Source organism: Nostoc commune NIES-4072 (assembly GCF_003113895.1).
Classification (GTDB): domain Bacteria; phylum Cyanobacteriota; class Cyanobacteriia; order Cyanobacteriales; family Nostocaceae; genus Nostoc; species Nostoc commune.
The window spans coordinates 5,112,288-5,131,099 of the sequence record NZ_BDUD01000001.1 but is presented as its reverse complement, the minus strand read 5'-3'; the positions used below and the strand labels follow the sequence as shown (position 1 = coordinate 5,131,099).

13 protein-coding genes are annotated in these 18,812 nt (G+C 41.2%); 11 read left to right on the top strand and 2 right to left on the bottom strand.

The window, feature by feature from the left end; genetic code table 11:
- Positions 1-382 precede the first annotated feature (382 nt).
- Together CDC33_RS22830 and CDC33_RS22825 are read right to left on the bottom strand one after the other, a co-directional pair.
- A complete protein-coding gene (locus CDC33_RS22830) occupies positions 383-4,612 on the bottom strand; it encodes a chemotaxis protein CheB (protein WP_109010848.1) in 4,230 nt (1,409 codons plus the stop codon).
- Positions 4,613-4,968: 356 nt separating this feature from the next.
- Positions 4,969-5,409, bottom strand: coding sequence for a response regulator (locus CDC33_RS22825; RefSeq protein WP_109010847.1), 441 nt, complete (start codon positions 5,407-5,409; stop codon positions 4,969-4,971).
- Between the two features lie 1,011 nt (positions 5,410-6,420).
- On the opposite strand from CDC33_RS22825, the gene CDC33_RS22820 reads away from it, so the two are divergent.
- From CDC33_RS22820 to rnhC, 11 genes are all read left to right on the top strand, one after another.
- Positions 6,421-6,930, top strand: coding sequence for a gluconokinase (locus CDC33_RS22820; protein ID WP_109012677.1), 510 nt, complete (start codon positions 6,421-6,423; stop codon positions 6,928-6,930).
- Positions 6,931-7,068: 138 nt separating this feature from the next.
- Complete coding sequence (locus CDC33_RS22815; RefSeq protein ID WP_109010846.1) at positions 7,069-7,392, top strand: DUF1815 family protein; 324 nt, start codon at positions 7,069-7,071, stop codon at positions 7,390-7,392.
- 1,027 nt (positions 7,393-8,419) lie between these two features.
- Entirely contained in the window at positions 8,420-9,433 is a 1,014-nt protein-coding gene (locus CDC33_RS22810; RefSeq protein ID WP_109010845.1) for an ABC transporter substrate-binding protein, read from the top strand.
- Positions 9,434-9,703: 270 nt separating this feature from the next.
- A complete protein-coding gene (locus CDC33_RS40620) occupies positions 9,704-10,201 on the top strand; it encodes an ATP-binding cassette domain-containing protein (protein WP_244919322.1) in 498 nt (165 codons plus the stop codon).
- A 74-nt stretch (positions 10,202-10,275) separates the two neighbouring features.
- Complete coding sequence (locus tag CDC33_RS22805; protein ID WP_244919321.1) at positions 10,276-11,358, top strand: sugar ABC transporter ATP-binding protein; 1,083 nt, start codon at positions 10,276-10,278, stop codon at positions 11,356-11,358.
- The gene (locus tag CDC33_RS22800) at positions 11,355-12,353 is read left to right on the top strand and encodes an ABC transporter permease subunit (protein ID WP_109010844.1); all 999 of its coding nucleotides are present in this window, start codon (positions 11,355-11,357) and stop codon (positions 12,351-12,353) included. Before CDC33_RS22805 ends, CDC33_RS22800 begins: the two co-directional genes overlap by 4 nt.
- Before the next feature lie 123 nt (positions 12,354-12,476).
- On the top strand, positions 12,477-13,874 hold the full coding sequence (locus CDC33_RS22790) for a sugar porter family MFS transporter (RefSeq protein WP_109010842.1): 1,398 nt from the start codon (positions 12,477-12,479) through the stop codon (positions 13,872-13,874).
- 439 nt (positions 13,875-14,313) lie between these two features.
- Positions 14,314-15,906 carry an iron uptake porin gene (locus CDC33_RS22785; RefSeq protein WP_109010841.1) on the top strand — a complete coding sequence of 531 codons (1,593 nt, stop codon included), beginning with the start codon at positions 14,314-14,316 and terminating at the stop codon, positions 15,904-15,906.
- 442 nt (positions 15,907-16,348) lie between these two features.
- Positions 16,349-17,446 carry a type II toxin-antitoxin system RnlA family toxin gene (locus tag CDC33_RS22780; RefSeq protein ID WP_146195849.1) on the top strand — a complete coding sequence of 366 codons (1,098 nt, stop codon included), beginning with the start codon at positions 16,349-16,351 and terminating at the stop codon, positions 17,444-17,446.
- Positions 17,446-17,814 (top strand): type II toxin-antitoxin system RnlB family antitoxin, encoded by a 369-nt coding sequence (locus CDC33_RS22775; protein WP_109010839.1) that lies wholly within the window; start codon positions 17,446-17,448, stop codon positions 17,812-17,814. Before CDC33_RS22780 ends, CDC33_RS22775 begins: the two co-directional genes overlap by 1 nt.
- A 49-nt stretch (positions 17,815-17,863) precedes the next feature.
- The gene (rnhC, locus tag CDC33_RS22770) at positions 17,864-18,802 is read left to right on the top strand and encodes a ribonuclease HIII (protein ID WP_219930056.1); all 939 of its coding nucleotides are present in this window, start codon (positions 17,864-17,866) and stop codon (positions 18,800-18,802) included.
- Positions 18,803-18,812 lie beyond the last annotated feature (10 nt).

Sequence of the window (18,812 nt, the reverse complement as noted above, 5' to 3'; positions counted from 1 at the left end):
TTTATTGAATTCAAGCCTTGGTTAGGGTGGGGTAAAACCCAGATTCAAAGAACAACTTCAAACTTGTGTGTACACCGTAGCCCCTTTATAAGGGGAGGGTTAGGGTGCAATACGGTTCGGATAAGCATTTTTCACTTTCCTTACGATCTGGGGAAAGGGTAAAGTATGTATTCAAAACCTTTCCCCTTTCCCCTTTAACCGACGAACCGTATTGGCTTAGGGTGGGGTAAAACTATAGCAGTCTTAAATAATTTGTGAAAATTAGATCCCCAACTTCTTTGAGAAGTCGGGGATTTGGACACCGCGCATTTTCACAAATTAAATACAATACTTTCAATTACGAATTACGAATTACGAACTTATACTGAGCGTAGCCGAAGTGTTACGAATTATCTGTGACTCGTCCAGTCAAATTTGCAATCATCAATACCAATTCAGTAAGCTCAATCGGTTTAGCTAGATGCATTTGGAAACCAGCTTCAATTGCCCTTTGTCGCTCTTGCTCGGTGACATAGGCACTGATTGCTGCTGCTGGAATTTGTCCCCCAGCTTCAGGCTCAAGCTCTCTAATCTGACGAATCAGGGAGTAACCATCCTCCTCTGGCATCCCAATATCTGCTAGAAGCAGATCATATCTGCTAGGAGATTCAGTTAGAGCAGCGATCGCTTCCCTTGCCGATGTAACAATCACTACTTCAGCCCCGAAGTCTTCTAACATCCACTTGATTAAGTCGCGGCTATCCGCTTGATCGTCTACAGCCAAGATACATAATCCTTCAAGGGTAAGGGGTGGATTTTTACCATCTAATGTATCTGGAGTCTCTGATAAAAGGCTCGGCTCTAAATAAGTTGGCGGTGTAATTTCCGGCGGCATTGAGCGCAGAGGCAGCCTGATGGCGATCGTGGTTCCTTTTCCCTCGCCTGGACTTTGCGCTTGAACTGTTCCACCGTGAAGTTCTACAATATGACGGACGATTGACAAGCCCAGTCCAAGTCCCTGACTTGTTTTACTGCTGCTGGAATCTCCTTGGCGGAAGCGCTCAAACACATAAGGCAGCAAGTCTACCGGGATGCCAATTCCGGTGTCGCTGACTCGAATCTCGGCGTGACTATATACAGCTTCGAGCATAACTCCCACTCGCCCATCGGCTGGAGTGAACTTAATCGCGTTAGCAAGTAAATTCCACAGAACTTGCTGTAAACGGTCAAAATCTCCGACAACTGTCGCTGAGTGCAACTGTGAAACAATTTGAATGCCTTTCGCCTCTGCGGAAAATTCGATAGACTCAATCGCGGCATTCACTACTGAAACTAGATCGATTAGACGAGTGTTTAAATGAAGCTTTCCACTCGTAATCCGTGAGAGATCCAGCATATCATCGATTAACTGAGCCTGCACATTAGCACTGCGCTCTACCACTTCCCAGGCACGAGTGACTGCTGCTTCATCTAAATCGCGGGTGCGGATAAGTTGCGCCCAGCCAAGTATAGTATTGAGCGGGTTACGCAGTTCATGGGAGAGGTTCGACAAGAATTCATTTTTAGCTTGGTTGGCATTTTCCGCTTCTTGACGGGCTGACTGCTCCTGTGCTAGAAGTTGCGATCGCTCTAACTCAAACTGCTTGCGATTAGTAATATCTTCAATCGCCAGCAAAATCCTTTGAGCCTCTCCCTGTTGAACAATTTTCCAACCATTTAGCAGCATAGTTTTCTGTCCAATCTGCTCAAAACGATGCTCTACCTCCAAGTTTTCAATAGTGGTATCGTTGGCGAGAATGTCTTCTAGGATCTGTTGTAGTCCAGGTAGGTTCCACTGACCGTTCCCTAGTTCAAAAATTAGAGATTGCGTTGTCTCTGATGGTGAAACCTGAAATGTTTCATAAAACGAGCGATTGGCTTTATTCACTCGGAAATCAGAATCAAGCACGATTAACGGCACTTGTACCGTCTCCACAATTGCTTCAGCGTAATTCCGGGCTTGTTCTAAGATTGTGGCACTGCGTTTAAGAACATCAATATCTATTAACACCAACACTACACCGTCAATCTGGTTTTCTGTAGTGCGATAAGGACGGATGCGGAGGTTATACCAATGTCCCCCTAGAGTTTGGACTTCTAATTCTTTGATGCTGAGTGTGTCAAGTACCTCCAAAATTAGAGGTTCTAAGTCAGGAATATTCAGATTCGCTCTGATATCGCTCAAGGGTCGTCCAGCATCGGTGGGAATTAAATTGAAAAGCCGTTGCGCCATTGGCGTAAAACGTCGAACCCGTAAGTCCGAAGTCAATATCAAAATGGGAATATTGATACTGGCAAGCAAATTTGTCAAATCGTTGTTAACTTGGTGTAATTCCAGATTTCGACTACGAAGTTCTTCATTAGTTGTGTTGAGTTCTTCGTTGGTTGCCTGAATTTCTTCTTTAGCAGTTTCTAGCTCCTCATTCGTGCTTTGCAACTCTTCATTACTGGAGAGAATTTCTTCATTGGCAACTTTTAGGTCTTGATTGATGTGTTCTTGCTCTTGGATTACCGCTTGCAAATACTCTTGAGTCGCGGCCCTCTCTTGATTGGCGATTGCCACTTCAAGCCTTAGCCGAGCAATCTCTCGCTCTAAGTCTCCCTGCTCTTGGCTCTCAGGATTTACCGTGTTGAGGTTGCTAACAGTGGGTAGGGCTTCTTCAAATAAAACCAGAAAATAGAATTCTTCATTGGTCGAAGGCTTGAATGGAATCACCTCAATATTGATGATTTTTAAAATATTGCCCTCTTCAAGTCGTAACCCTTCCTTTCTAACTAGAATTTTTTGCCGTTGTGCTTGATAAATTGTGGCGCGTAGCTCAATGAGCAAGCCCTCGCGCACCATTTTGAATAAGTTAAGACTTGGTTTACCAGGTGCAAGTTTTAGGTAGAGATCGATTTTTCCACGAAATTGCAGCACCTCGAGCTTGTCGTTGATCGTCACACCCACGGGGGCATAGCGATTCAAGAGCAGTTGGTCAGTTTTTCTCTCTAAGTCAAACTCATCCGATAGATTCTCATTCATTAACTTAGGTTCGTCCACTTTTACCATCGGATAATTGCTGGTAACGAACGAAAAAGCTGGACGAAATGCGGTTATTCTCTTGGCATAAATTTTATACTTTTTATCAATCTGAGTAAACAACTCTGAATATTTACCAGTGCTTTCTGAAGTCCCTAGCAGCAAAAATCCAGTCGGGTTGAGACTGTAATGGAAGATGGGCAATATCCGTTTTTGCAACGTTTCGTCCAAGTAAATCAGTACATTCCGGCAGCTAATTAAATCTAAGTTGGAAAAAGGGGGGTCGCTACCCAAGTCTTGCCTAGCAAACACACACAGTTCGCGGACAACTTTACTAATTTGATACCCACCACTTTCAAGGGCATTAAAGAATCTGCGGCGGCGCTCTGGTGAGACTTCCATCATTTGATTCTCTGCATAAATGCCCGATCTTGCTTTGTCAATCGCTATCTCGCTGATGTCTGTGGCAAAAATCTGGATCGGCGGCGGGGTGATTTTATCCGACAAAAACTCCAGCAAGGAGATAGCGATGGAATACACTTCTTCGCCCGTGGAACACCCAGCTACCCAAATCCGAATCGGCAATGCTGATTTGTTTTGGATGATAGTGGGAAAAACTCGCTCTTTCAAGAGTTGAAATGCTTCGGGGTCGCGGAAAAAATAGGTGACGTGGATCAGAATTTCTTCATAGAGCGCTTTGACTTCACTCGGATTTTCTTGCAAAAACTGGGCATAATCCTGCAAGCGTTCTAGTTTATACAACAGCATTCGGCGCTGGATTCGGCGATCAAGGGTGTTGGGTTTGTAGTGGCTAAAGTCAACGCCAGTTGCCGATCGCAATAATACAAATATAGTCGCCAAGGCATTTCCCTGTTCGGGCAACTTCTCAATTGCGATCGCTGGCAATGAGTCAGAAATAAAAGGATTGCGACTGAGGTTTATTAGTTCCTCAGCGATTTTTTGAGGCGGTAGCACAAAATCGACATTCCCGGTGGCAACAGCAGTATTGGGCATACTATCGAATTTTGCCGTGTCTTCACACTGAGCAAAAGTCACCCCTCCGGCTGCCTTAATTGCCTTTAACCCAAGTGAACCGTCTCCATCGGCTCCAGATAAAATTACTGCGATCGCTTTGTGCCCTCGATCTGCTGCCAATGAAGTAAAGAACGCATCAGCAGGCATATATTTACCCTGAACTTTCTCTCGTGGCGAGAGTTGCAACACCCCACCAGACAACATCATCTTAGTGTTAGGCGGAATAACGTAGACCTTGTTAGGTTCTATAGTCACGCCATCTTGCACTTCAGTGACGGGCATTTGAGTTGTTCTTGCCAGAATCTCGCTCAACAGACTCTTGTGGTTAGGGTCTAAGTGTTGAATCAGCACAAATGCCATCCCTGTATCGGTAAGCAAATATTTGAGCAACTGCGTAAACGCCTCTAATCCACCCGCAGAGGCGGCAATGCCAACGATGGGAAATAAAGCATCTGCAATATCTTGCTGCTCTACATCGAATGCTTCATTAGCGGTAGACTCAGATATAGGTTGCTCAAAGGGTTGATCGGATGTCATAGGATAAAGTTTAGCACTGCAATGATTTAGCAGCTAAGGTTTATATTTTAGGTCAGTTTACTTACTTGCCTTGTATTTAATAATAGTTTTAATACAAGTTAAACAAACAATATAAGTTTCCTAAATCCAAGTCATTGCCAATAAATAAGAAGCTAGAATAAATGCAATACCAATAATTCCGCTACTCAAAAGCAAAGTTAATTGAGTTAAAATATACATTTGATAACTCGTGAGATTAATTTTATCATTTATCAAGTTCATTAGTAGCGTTTTAAAAATAGTTATCTCCACAAATAAATGACCCATATCATTACTTCTAAAGAGTTAGACTACTATATCTCAGACATTAATTAAAGCTAGTTAGCATGAGGATGAGGATTGTTAGCAATTGCTAAAATGCCAAGCACCGCAACAAAATCATCAATAACTACGGGTTTAGCAAAGCATAGACTAAACCCAGCTAAAAGTGCGTTTTGATACATATCTTCTGTTACAGTGCCTGTGAGAGCGATCGCTGGTACTACTTTGCCTCGCTCTCCTGTAAGTGTTCTCACTTGGTGAATCAGAGCATAGCTATCCTCCTTTGGCCAGGAAATACCATTCAAGAGGATATCAGGTTGCCATTGCTCAAATATTTCCAGAGCTTGCTTTCCTAAAAATGCCGTTTGCACCTTCACACCATAGGATTGCAACATCGGCGTCAACGAATTGCAGAAATTAACATCATTATCTACAAGCAGTACTCGTAGCCCTTGTAGAGATGAAGTATTAGTAGAAAGTTTATTATTTATATGCATCAAAGTTTCAAAATTAAGGTTTTATTGAGCTTTAGAATGTTTTTAAACAGTACATTTATTGTGCTTGCTTGAAGTTCAAGAAACGTCTCATTAGTAGTCATGAACTGGCTATTACTTTTGAAATGATCTACTTCTTTAGTAGCTTTACAGCAGTTTGCTTTTGCATGAGGTACAAAGTCACTGGTTTTGAGGCAGGAGGCAGGAGGCAGAAGAATAATTTGATTTGTGAATCCTTAGTTCTGTACCTCATTTAGTTGCAAAGTGCTGTAATTGCAGCAATTAGGATACTAGGAAATTCCAAAAATATCCCATTGCCTTTAGGGCAGGGAGCGAGGAGGAAAAAGTCGTTTTGATTGTGAAGAAGGCAGGAGGCAGAGGGCAAGTCTTGCAGTGTAGGCTTCAGACCTACACTGCAAGACACCAAATCTAAGATTTTGGAGTGGGGCTTAAACCCTTACGGACTCCGGTCGTAGCAGAGTGCAGGAAGACGCTCCTGCGTCGCTAACGCTGCGCTATCAGAATTCCCTTCTGCCAACTGAGCCTCCTGCCCTCTGCCTTTCTTGCTAAAAATCGGATAATTTCTTTTTTGTAGTTCCCCTAAAGACACTAGTTTTCATGGCAGCACAGCCAATATCAACTATTTTTTTGATCCGTAAAAACAACTTTTGTTAACAATTTTTACTTTAACATCCTATTGTGAAAGCTGAGGTTTGAGATAGTGTATAAGTTGTATGTTTTGTATAAATTTAGCAAGAATTTTTATGAGAAAAAATATTCAAATTATTCTAATGCCCAATAACTACTGGTAACAATTATTAATTATGTCTAAAGAAGTAGAATTTTTATATCTTTGAGTAGTAGTTAAAACGAGGTTTGGGATTTTTGCAACCGTGTGCATTTTTTTGTCAAGATATTTTAATACAACTCACATGTTGTATGGAAAGGAGTCTTAAATTCAGCCGCCATTTTAATAACTTAACTTTTTTGAAGAAAAAGATGATTAAGCAGTCAATGATTATTATCCTAATGGGTGTATCTGGCTCTGGCAAAAGCACCATAGGAAAACTGCTAGCAGACTCGTTACAATGGGAGTTTAGCGATGCTGATGCTTTCCACTCACCAGAGAATGTTGAGAAAATGCGGCGCGGTATCCCTCTGAGTGAAGCTGATAGGATGCCTTGGTTGCAAGATTTGCAAACAGCGATAAGACATTGGCTGCAAAATAATAAAAATGTAGTACTGGCGTGTTCTGCTTTAAAAGACAGCTATCGGCAATTTCTGCTATTGGATAGCGATCGCTCCGCCAACGCCAAGAGCGATCGCATCAAGCTAGTTTATCTCAAAGGGTCTTATGAGTTGATTCAAAGGCGGTTGCAAGAGCGTAGCAATCATTACATGAGCGAAAAACTGCTCAACAGCCAGTTTGATACTCTTGAAGAACCATTAAACACCATATCTATAGATATTGCACAACCACCCCAGGTAATTGTCCAAAATATTAAAACGGCTTTGAGAATTTAGTTTATTACTTACAACCGGAAGATTAAGATTAATCACGTCTTTATAAAAACACGAACTTTTAGCAACCAAATTACATCTGATGTAAATCTAAAGAAATTTTAAAAGCAACCACATAACTGGAGTGGTAGGAGAAAATAAGTGTTTCTAAGATTAGCGCAACAACATCAGGAATTCATTCAAGATTTGGTAATGAACCTGCAAGCCTTGACAATTACCCTTGACGGGCGTGGCTATACTGCGTCTTGTTATACATGCGGTGACCAAATGCAGAGTGCTTCATTTATGGTTAGCCTAGAAGAAAAGCACCTAATTCGGTTTTTAGTATCTGATTATGGGATTACTTGGATGGAATTATGGGACGATCGCGAATTAATGAAGTTGGAGGGTGCAGAAGCAATAAGCAAATTACAAGAGTTGGCTAATATTGTCAAGTATTCTTATACTAGACAATTGACGAATTAACACTCCTCTAGGTGAAGTTGACAAAAATATTAACTTTCCACAGGCGTGTAGAACAAAAAATGAACTTATATTTAGTAACAGCTATGCACACGTATGCATAGCTGTGTAAAAAGTTCTCGTTACTGAGAAGACATCAAAATCTTTAAGAATTAGCGATGCCTCCGGCGGGCTATGCCTACGCATCAATGCTTTTTCTTAACTCAAATTTACATTTATCTACTTTGTGAATTGATTCTGACCATTCAGAATACTTGAAAAGTGAATAATCTAGAGAATTCTTCTGTTTGAGACACAACAAAACTATTTCTCGCAACCTAGCATAGCAAATAAGCGTACTTGACAGGCATATTTTAGTTGATTCCGAAAAGAAGATAAAATAATTTTTGTTTATGGTAGTCGGCTATATTTTTCTACTCCTATAAGACAGATTTAAAACCAAATCTTTTCCTCCTATAGTATTAAATTTTCTCAATTCGAGTTAATTCAAACATGTTAAGTTTTTTTTAAACTCTCCCTCGGTTAAAAATTCTTTAATTTTCGCAAATGCTCTAGTGGTCAAACCTTTACCTACATAGAGATAGAAAAGTTTTATTTACTTTGTAAAGTTCGATAAACGGGGATCGTATTTGTAATAATGCAGGTTAAACTAAAAAAATGTAATAGGAAATACAAATTTCCAATTTTGATAACATCAGATTCTACTAATTGTAGTTAAAATCTGTTTTTAGCCTACGCACTCCCAAATGTAGTTTCACAAAAAAATGTGATTTTTTGATGTAGTGTAACGCTCATAGTTTTGCTTAAAAAAAGAAAACATCTATCTAATTGAGGTGAATTAATAGCGTTTATTCAAATCAGATAATATATATGATTAGAAGACATTTGAAAGTAGTTGCAATTGGAAAAAGTAAGAGTATGACTAGGTGATATCTAAAGTTTTTAGACCTAGTTCATATTGGAATAATTTGGTAAATTTATATTCTTTTGACCTCTTTCAAATTTAAATCGGTTGTAAAAATAGATGAATATGAAAAGAATTTTGCTCATAGCTGGCATATTAGGTTTGGCTGTTGTTGGTTGCACAAATGGCGCTCAAAATGATAACAGTGCTATTAATACTACTGGCACTAACACTGCAATCAATACTAGTGCAGAAACTAAAACCGTCACTGGGAATAGAAAATTACGAGCGGTTGGCTTCACCGTTGGCGATCTAAGTAACCCTTTCTTCGTGGTTATGGGACAAGCAGTTGAAGCAGAAGCAAAGAGAATTGGCGGAAAAGATGTCACCGTTATTGTAGCTTCGAGTGCCTATGACCTCAACCAACAAGCCAATCAGATTGAAAATTTCACTGCTGCTAATGCTGACATTATTGTTTTGAATGCTGCTGACAAAAGGGGAATTAGACCAATAGTTGAAAACGCAAAACGAGCAGGTAGAATTGTTATTGCTGTAGACACAGGCGCTGAGGGAGGTGTGGATGCCACCATCACTACTAATAATGTCCAAGCTGGAGAAGTTAGTTGTAAATATATTGCCGATCGCCTCAAAGGTAAAGGCAATGTAGTAATAGTTAATGGGCCGCCAGTAGACTCGGTGATTCAGCGAATTACTGGCTGCGAAAATGTATTATCCAAATATCCCGATATCAAAATTCTCTCTAAAAACCAGAATGCAGAGGGTAGTAGGGATGGAGGACTTAGAGTTATGAGTGATTTGCTTACAACCTTTCCGAAAATTGATGCTGTTTTTGCCATCAACGATCCCAGTGGACTTGGCGCAGAACTAGCAGCAAACCAAGCACAACGTAGAGAATTCTTTATTGTAGGGGTTGATGGTGCGCCAGAAGCAATCACTGCGATCGCTACTAAAAATAGTTTATATGCCGCAACTGCTACTCAAAATCCCCGAGGAATGGCCAAAAAAGCAGTTCAGGTTGGATATGACATCTTAAATGGTAAAAAACCTAGCAATCCTACTATTCTGATTCCAGTTAAGTTGATCACTAAAAATAATATCAGCACAGAAAAAGGTTGGTAAATAATACAAATTGTGAACTTTTAAGTAACAATTATTTCTAATCTCAATTGAGTCTTTTGATACATTGACAGACTTTTTGCACATACCCATGATGTATATATTTGCATCTGCGAAAAGCTCTAAATTTGGAAGACGGCCTTTAGAAGTTTCCAAGATAATGATTGGTTTTTAAAAGATGATTTTGTGATGATTTTAATTTCACATTAAATGTGAGTTATTGGTTTATAACTCACAATTGGAAATTTTCAATTCTTTTTAAAAGTTCCGCTCATGACAACAACTATTGAAAACTCATTTCCTGATACACCAACCACCACTCCGGTGTTAGAAATGCAGGGAATTACAAAACGATTTCATAGTGTATCTGCACTCCAAAATGTCAATCTGACGATTTATCCCGGAGAAGTTCACGCTCTCATGGGTGAAAACGGAGCAGGCAAAAGCACATTGATGAAAATCCTGGCTGGGGCTTACATTGCAGATGTTGGAGAAATTCGCATCAATGGTCAACCCCTGAAAATTACCGATCCGGCGACGGCACGTAAGGCGGGTATTAATCTTATTTATCAAGAACTGAATGTTGCACCGAATTTAACCGTTACCGAAAATATGTTTATGGGTAGCGAGTTGCGACGAGGTCAGCTTTTAGACCGCCAAGCTATGCAACTGGAAGCAGAGCAAGTACTAGAAAGCCTTGGAGCCAATTTTACAGCGCAGACTGTAGTTGGTACTTTAGCGATCGCAGAACAGCAGCAAGTAGAAATTTAGGACTTACGCAAAAATTGCTAAAAAGCTTAATTTCTCGAACCGCCAAGACGCCAAGAGCGCCGAGAATTCGTAGAGTGTGCGTAAGTCCTAAAATTGCCAGGGCGTTGAAGGACAAAAGCCGCGTTTTGGTGATGGATGAGCCAACAGCAGCACTGTCTGACCGTGAGAGTGAGCATTTGTTTGAAGTAATTCGCAAACTACGACGTGATGGCATTGCCATTATCTACATCAGCCATCGGATGGAAGAAATTTATGCCCTAGCTGACCGGATTAGCGTACTGCGAGATGGTCAATATATTGGCAGTCTGACACGCAGTGAAATTTCTCCCCAACGCTTGGTGCAAATGATGGTTGGTCGCTCCATGCAAGACTTTTACGAACATCAACGACAAATGCATCCGGGCCCAGTCGTGCTGGAAGTCAGAAATATGAGCGATGCGCGTAAGAAGGTTGAGCCGACTAGTTTTAAAGTTCATGCTGGAGAAATAGTTGGTTTAGCCGGGCTGGTTGGTGCAGGACGCACGGAACTATGCCGGCTGATTTTTGGTGCAGACCGCAAAGCCAGTGGTGAAGTATTCTTGAATGGCAAAAAACTGGAAATTAATACTCCCAGTGATGCCATTGCGGCGGGAATTGGTTACGTTCCAGAAGACCGCAAAGATCAAGGTTTATTTCTGGAAATGAGCGCCCGCAAGAATATTGCCATCAATACACTCAAACAGGATGCAAAAGTTGGAGTTGTTAACTGGGGTTCAGTTAATCGCCTGTCAACAGAAGCTGTAGAGAACTTTAATATCCGCCTAGCCAATTTGGAAATTAGAGCGCTGGATCTTTCTGGTGGGAATCAGCAGAAGCTACTGCTAGCGCGTTGGTTAGCGATTAAACCGAGAGTTTTGATGTTAGATGAGCCGACACGCGGCGTAGATATCGGTGCTAAAAGCGAAATTTACCGAATTATGAGCGAATTGGCAGCACAAGGTGTAGCTATTTTAATGGTTTCCAGCGAACTAGCAGAAATTGTTGGCATGAGCGATCGCGTCTTAGTCATGCGAGAAGGCCAACTGGTAGGCGAACTGGACGGCAGTCTTGGTAAAGAAATTACCCAAGAAAAGATTATGCACTACGCAACTGGAGCATCGGAGGTATTAGAATCATGAGTCAGACAGTCAGACCGCCTGCCAATAAATTAGCCAACAATCCCGCATCCCGCAACCGGAAATCAATTAGCAGTTTATTGGAAGTTGCCGGGATTCTGCCAATCCTAATAATTATCTGCATCTTATTTGCATTCCTTTCTCCCAACTTCCTCACAGCCGGTAACATCGTTAATATTTTGCGCCAGTCATCAATCAATATTGTGCTGGCGACAGGAATGACCTTTGTAATTCTCACCGGAGGTATTGACCTTTCTGTTGGTTCAATGTTAGGTGTTTCTGCCGTAGTTGCCTTACTGATATCACTATTGCCAGCTTTGAGTTGGGCGGCCGTGCCTGCTGCGTTGCTCGCAGGATTGCTTTTAGGCTTAGTCAACGGCGCTATCATCACCTTTTTGGATGTACCACCTTTTATTGTCACACTGGGTTCACTTACAGCCTTGCGGGGTCTTGCCTTTTTAGTTGCCAAGGGGACAACGCTGATTAACCGTGACATAAATTTTGCTTGGGTGGGTAATACATATATCGGGCCGATTCCTTGGCTAGTGATAATTGCGCTGCTGACTGTGATAGTTAGCTGGTTTGTCTTGCGGCAAACTGTTTTAGGAGTGCAGATATATGCCGTTGGTGGTAACGAACGGGCAGCCAGATTAACTGGGATTAAAGTTAATCGTGTCTTGCTATTTGTCTATGGTATTAGTGGATTACTGGCAGGTTTAGCAGGAATCATGAGTGCCAGCCGTCTTTATAGTGCTAGTGGCATCTTAGGTCAAGGTTACGAATTAGATGCGATCGCAGCTGTTATTCTAGGTGGAACCAGCTTCACAGGCGGTATTGGTACTATTGGCGGCACACTTCTAGGTGCATTAATCATTGCTATTCTCAACAACGGTTTAACTTTGTTGAACCTATCTTACTTCTGGCAACTAGTCGTCAAAGGACTAGTAATTATTTTGGCAGTTGTAATAGACCGACTCCGCAGACGTTCCAGACGGTAAAGAGGTAGGGGAGCAGGGAGCAGGGGGAAAATTCCTTTTTTCTGCACCCATGCCCAATGCCCGATGCCCAATGCCCAATGCCCAATGCCCAATGCCCAATGCCCAATGCCCAATATATAAACTATGACCACCACTACTCGTCGTAAATCCAGCACATTTTATGTCATTTTGATTGCTGGTGCTGCTGCCCTCGGCGGCTTTCTGTTCGGTTTTGATACTGCTATAATCAACGGCGCAGTTGGTGCTATTGCCAAAGCCTTTAACGCCAACAGTGTGTTAACTGGTCTTGCCGTGTCTCTAGCATTGTTAGGGTCTGCGGTAGGAGCATTCTATGCAGGGAAAATCGCAGACCGTTATGGTCGAGTCAAGGCAATGGTAGCAGCTTCGGTGTTGTTTACCATCAGTGCCATTGGCTCCGGGATTGCTTTAGGAATTTGGGATTTTATCTTTTGGCGACTATTAGGTGGGATTGCAGTTGGCGCTGCTAGTGTAATCGCACCAGCTTATATCGCCGAGTGTTCTCCTAGCCATTTGCGAGGAAGATTAGGATCTCTGCAACAATTAGCGATCGTAGTTGGGATTTTTATTGCACTCTTATGCGACTACTTTATTGCTGTATCAGCAGGTTCAGCCGAGTCACCGTTTTTGTTTGGCATAGCCGCTTGGCGCTGGATGTTTTGGACGGAAATTCCTCCAGCCTTACTTTATGGAATGTCAGCCTTAATGATTCCCGAATCTCCCCGGTACTTGGTTGCTCAAGGACGGGAACCAGAAGCTGCTAATGTTCTAACCAAGATTTTGGGCGGTGACGTGCTGACAAAAATCGAAGAAATTCGGCAGACAGTGCTTCGAGAACGCGAACCCAGGTTTTCTGACCTCTTAAGCAGAAATGGTGGACTCCTGCGGATTGTTTGGATAGGAATAGGCTTATCTGTATTACAGCAATTCGTTGGGATTAATGTAATTTTCTACTACAGCAGCGTTTTGTGGCAGGCAGTTGGGTTTTCAGAACAAAGTTCCTTAACAATTACGGTGATTACAGGAGCCGTCAATATTATTACAACATTAATTGCGATCGCCTTTGTAGATAAATTTGGTCGCAAGCCTTTGCTCATACTAGGGTCGATTGGCATGACCTTGACCTTGGGGACGATGGCTTATATTTTTGGCAACGCTCCCCTAGATGCTGCTGGTAACCCCAATCTCACCGGAAGCGCAGGTACTATAGCTCTCATTGCAGCCAACCTCTATGTATTTTGCTTTGGTTTCTCCTGGGGGCCAGTGGTTTGGGTACTGTTAGGAGAAATGTTTAATAACAAAATTCGAGCGGCTGCACTTTCAGTTGCTGCTGCAATGCAATGGGTTGCGAATTTCCTCGTTTCCACAACATTTCCTCCCATACTGAAAAATTTTGGTCTAGGTTCTGCCTATGGACTCTATACAATTGCGGCAGCTACCTCATTCTTTTTCATTCTCTTTTTTATTAAAGAAACCAAAGGAATTGAGTTAGAAGATATGTAATTCGTATCTCTGTATCCTTTGCGGCAAGTAGCTACGCGTCAACAAACCGCAGAGGCGCAGAGATATCACAGAGAAGAAAGAGAGATTTTCACGAATTAGAAAAAAGAATGCGACAAATAGACTATTTATAGAGACGCGATTCATCGCTATTTGTAGAGACGCGATTCATCGCTATTTGTAGAGACGCGATTCATCGCTATTTGTAGAGACGCGATTCATCGCTATTTGTAGAGACGCGATTCATCGCTATTTGTAGAGACGCGATTCATCGCTATTTGTAGAGACGCGATTCATCGCTATTTGTAGAGACGCGATTCATCGCTATTTGTAGAGACGCGATTCATCGCTATTTGTAGAGACGCGATTCATCGCGTCTTTAGCTAAGGATGTGTTGCTTATTTACAAATTCATAATTAAACCATTATCAAGTAATAAGCCAATGCTAAAAATTATTTTTCATAGCTTTTTTATCTTATTTTTGGCAATTCCAGCAGTTTGGGCAGCATCTCCAGAAGATGATAGAAATTTGCAGGGACAAGTTAATTCTGTTTCCCAGTTTTCTGATGTACAACCAACCGATTGGGCATTTGGTGCATTGCAATCGCTGGTGGAACGCTACGGTTGTATTGCAGGTTATCCTAATTCCACCTATCGCGGCAACCGTGCTTTAAGCCGTTATGAATTTGCCGCAGGTTTAAATGCTTGTTTGGATCGTATTAATGAGTTAATTGCCACATCTACTAGTGATTTAGTTAATAAGCAAGACTTGGTAGTACTCCAAAAGTTGCAAACAGAGTTTGCCACAGAATTGGCAACTCTGCGCGGGCGGGTGGATACACTAGAGGCACATACAGCAACACTGGAGGCACAGCAGTTTTCTACTACTACTAGGCTGAATGCTCAAATTATTACCGCCGTTAGTGATACCTTTGGTAATAGAGTGGGTGGCGATCGCGATAATTCCCGTCCTTACTTTGCAAACCGGGGTCGTCTCAACTTAGAGAGTAGCTTTACCGGGAAAGATTTGTTGCGAGTCCGCCTGGAGTTTGGCAACTTTGCCAATTCTAATGGTACAAGCCAAATTGCCGCCGCCACAGGTACAGGAATGACCCGCCTGAACTTCGATTATGACAGCAACGATACACTTCTTATTCCCCACATCCGTTACTACTTCCCAGTCAGTGATTCCCTTAATTTCGTTGTTGGGCCCACAGGTATTGGTTACACCGATATTTCAACCACCGTCACTCCCCCCACAATCGCTGATGACGGCAATGGCGTTCCCTCACTTTTTGGGTCATATAGTCCCTTATTCCGGCGAGGTGGCGGCGGTGCAGCCGCTAACTTGAATTTTACCAAAGACTTGGTTCTCACATTGGGTTATTTAGCCAGCAGTCCCAATGTGCCATCAGCTAGCAACGGCTTGTTTGATGGCGGCTACAATGCCTTGGCTCACTTAGCCTATTATGGTGAGCAAGGAGCGATCGGTGTTGCCTACTCTCATGGCTATAGCCCTGGTGGAGCAGTCGATGTCGCAGCTGGGACGGGTAGCGCCCTGTCAAACGCTCCCTTTGGCAACAACATTGCTACTTCCAACGATATTGTCGGCGCACAGGGATTCTATCGCTTCTCCCCGAATTTCCAAATCCACGCTTGGGGTGGATATATTTGGGCAAATGCCAAGAGTTCTGGTTTGAGTGATGTTTCCAATGGCAGAGGTGGAACAGATTCTCTATTTGTGAACAATGGTGACAATGCCAACGTCTGGTTTGGGGCGATCGGTATGTCGTTTCCTGATGTGGGGGGTGAGGGTAACTTGCCGGGAATTCTCTTTGGTATACCGCCGCGTGTCTCTAACAGTGATGTCCGTCAAGACCAAGACACTGCATACCATATCGAAGCATTCTATCGCTACCGCTTAAACGATAATATCTCAATTACTCCTGGTTTTTGGATGATTCTCAACCCGGAAAACGACAGCAGGAATGATACGCAGTATGTGGGTGTGATTCGCACAACCTTCGATTTTTAGTTGCACTGCTTCTATTGATTTATTCTACAGATGGCTTAATCAGTGGAACTTACCGTATAAAGGTTCTTTGTGAGAGTCAGAGTTTATCTATGATCGCTCAACTGTGTCGTTAACAGTGGGAGCGATCGCTAGCTATGCTTTAGGTCAATTCTCCTTCAGCGATCGCTGATGTTGTCGGCTGAGTTGACGCTAAGGAAACCCAGCATTAATTTTCTCCAAATCTTTGGCGATGTCCTATTTTAGCGCTCTATAGTACAGCAAGGTTACGTGTTAGTATGCAAGTAAATCTCGTAAAGCAGTACTTTTGAACTATAAACGGGTGAATCAGCCTCATCATACCTTTTGATTGATTAAAAATGACTAAAATAGCTAAAATATGGATTTTATGCTGTTAAAGCAAATATATCTAGTCTTAAATACAGCCTTAGTTCGGAGGTAGCCTGTGCCATCTGACTTCAAAGAACTTAACTTAGACCGAACTCGGCTTAAGGAGTGCGTAGAAGAGTTTTGGAGAATCAACAACTTCCAAGAAGGTATATATTCGGAGGAGCAGAACTCTCGCCATAGAGTGAAGTATATTCAGGATGGCTGCGACGTTATGGTTGAGTTGTTGTTACGTCAGAACGGAACTACAACTATTCATACAAAAATTGGCAAATATCCTGACAAAGGCGAACAGTTGGCTCTTTATCTTAAGGAGAAGTTGGTTGGCGACCATAGAAAAGCTATTTCAGTCAGCGTGAAAAATATAAATCAAGATACCTTTAACTTGCTTATTGAATTTCTTGAAGAACTTAAAAATGAAGATTCAGATGTAACAGAAATTTCAGTTGCACGGATTTCAGAAGCTTTAACGAAGAAAAGTATAAAAGTGACTAGTAAATATAATGATTCACTGACGTTAACTCACTATCAAAGCACTAATACTCTATTGATTCAAGGTAAACCACTGTATGGTTATTATCAGGTAAGCTATTTTCTTGCACAATTTACTGATTTGAATGGTTTTCTGGAGATTGTTTATAAGGGAGAAGAAACCCCCAACACTATAGATGTGGATGAAAATACTATCGAGACTGAGCTAAAAGCTTTATTACCAAACGCTTACTCTAGCTTAGGTGAGGGAATACTCACAATGCTTAGGACAAGCTACACTCTCAAAGATATTTCAATTCCTTTACCGGATTATAGCTGCTACGTTTTTCCAGCTTTACGGGCACTTGAAGGAGTGATGCGAAGGTTACTTTTCAATGAAGGGTACTCTATTGAAGATAATAATAACTCTTTTGGCGGAATCTTTTATGGTGATTCGAGAAAAAATTATTTAGTTAAAAATGACTTTAAACAAGAAATTGGTAACAGCAAGATATGTAATGCTTTAGAAATTTGCTATACCTACTTTGTACAGCAAAGACATGAACTTTTTCATGCCAATGATTTTACTGATAGTAGTAAATTTATTGCAACACAAGAACAGGCTAATCAAATTATTGAAAAGGTAGTTAAAATAATAGATACAGCGTACAAAATAGCTAACTAATGATGCAGACTCAGGATCTATATCAAATTGAAATGATTTGTGAACAGGTTGTCATTATTTTTTGTACAACCTATAAGAATCCTATTTCTTACTTGCCAAGTATTGAACAAGAATTAAGCAAGATAAATTTTAGTGGGAAAATTATCTTTGATTTATTACTGTCTAATGGATATAGCTCGAATAGATTTGTTGAGGCAGATGTATTTGAAGCCCAAATTAACAGGCGCTCAATGAAAGTAATTGACTTTTCTAAACTGGATGACTTTCTCATTGAAAAAACCCATGAATTCTATAAATCTCATCCTTACCTATTGGAGACTAATAGCATCTTATTGGATGAGGAAAAGTACTATTTGATCCACAGTTGAGAAGCATTTATTAAGTCTAGTTGATCGCAACAAAATCCTGGAGGTACTAGTGAGTGAGATTGAAAAAGCTATTCAAAAGTATGAAGACCTCCGTGAGTTACTTTCAAATAGTGAGTTTATAGTCTCTGAGTACAAGGAAATCAATTATGGCTTACAATTTACGATTCATAAACTAGCATGGTCGGGTATTATCAGAATTTATCAAAACAAACAAGGCAAGGTAAAAACTGATTTATCTCAACTAGACGATAGTGAACATTCTCGCCTGATAAAGAGCTTTTTTGAAAAGCAAAGTGCTTCTAGTTCTAAAGAAGTCATATCAACTATTCCTGCTAATTTGGCATTACCTGTTATTGGAAGTGACGAATCTGGGAAGGGTGATTACTTCGGCCCTTTAGTCAGTGCTTGTATATATGTAGATGAAAAAGTTGCGAATCAATTAACAACCCTTGGTGTGAGAGATAGTAAAACTCTAAATGATACTAGAATTCTGGAAATAGCTAGAGAAATCCGAAGAATTTGCCAGGATAAGTTTGTCATTGTAGAAATATCACCTGAAAGATATAACCAGATATATGCCAAACTCGAAAAAGAAAAAAAATCACTTAATGATTTACTTGCTTGGACACATGCTAAAGCAATAGAACAACTTCTATCCAAAGTAGAATGTCAGACAGCGATAATTGATCAATTTGGTGATGAAAAGCTCTTACTTGAAAAACTACAAGAAAAAGGTAAGAAATTGAATGTTATTCAAGCTCACCGAGCTGAGAGCTACATAGCGGTTGCAGCAGCTTCAATCTTAGCGAGAGAGCGATTTGTTAATAAACTAGACAAACTGGGAATACAATACAATAAAAAGCTCCCAAAAGGCTCTTCTCAAGAAGTGGTTACTGTAGCAAGACAGTTAATTGAAATAAATGGCAGGGAAATTTTGGAGAAGGTTGCAAAACTTCATTTTAAAACTACAAAAGAAGTACTAGGTTAGTTCTTCCTTT

Excerpts from the sequence above, each read along its gene's own strand:
- CDC33_RS22830 (WP_109010848.1), bottom strand. The coding sequence starts at position 4,612 with ATGACATCCGATCAACCCTTTGAGCAACCTATATCTGAGTCTACCGCT.
- CDC33_RS22825 (WP_109010847.1), bottom strand. The coding sequence starts at position 5,409 with ATGCATATAAATAATAAACTTTCTACTAATACTTCATCTCTACAAGGG.
- CDC33_RS22820 (WP_109012677.1), top strand. The coding sequence starts at position 6,421 with ATGATTATTATCCTAATGGGTGTATCTGGCTCTGGCAAAAGCACCATA.
- CDC33_RS22810 (WP_109010845.1), top strand. The coding sequence starts at position 8,420 with ATGAAAAGAATTTTGCTCATAGCTGGCATATTAGGTTTGGCTGTTGTT.
- CDC33_RS40620 (WP_244919322.1), top strand. The coding sequence starts at position 9,704 with ATGACAACAACTATTGAAAACTCATTTCCTGATACACCAACCACCACT.
- CDC33_RS22800 (WP_109010844.1), top strand. The coding sequence starts at position 11,355 with ATGAGTCAGACAGTCAGACCGCCTGCCAATAAATTAGCCAACAATCCC.
- CDC33_RS22790 (WP_109010842.1), top strand. The coding sequence starts at position 12,477 with ATGACCACCACTACTCGTCGTAAATCCAGCACATTTTATGTCATTTTG.
- CDC33_RS22785 (WP_109010841.1), top strand. The coding sequence starts at position 14,314 with ATGCTAAAAATTATTTTTCATAGCTTTTTTATCTTATTTTTGGCAATT.
- CDC33_RS22775 (WP_109010839.1), top strand. The coding sequence starts at position 17,446 with ATGATGCAGACTCAGGATCTATATCAAATTGAAATGATTTGTGAACAG.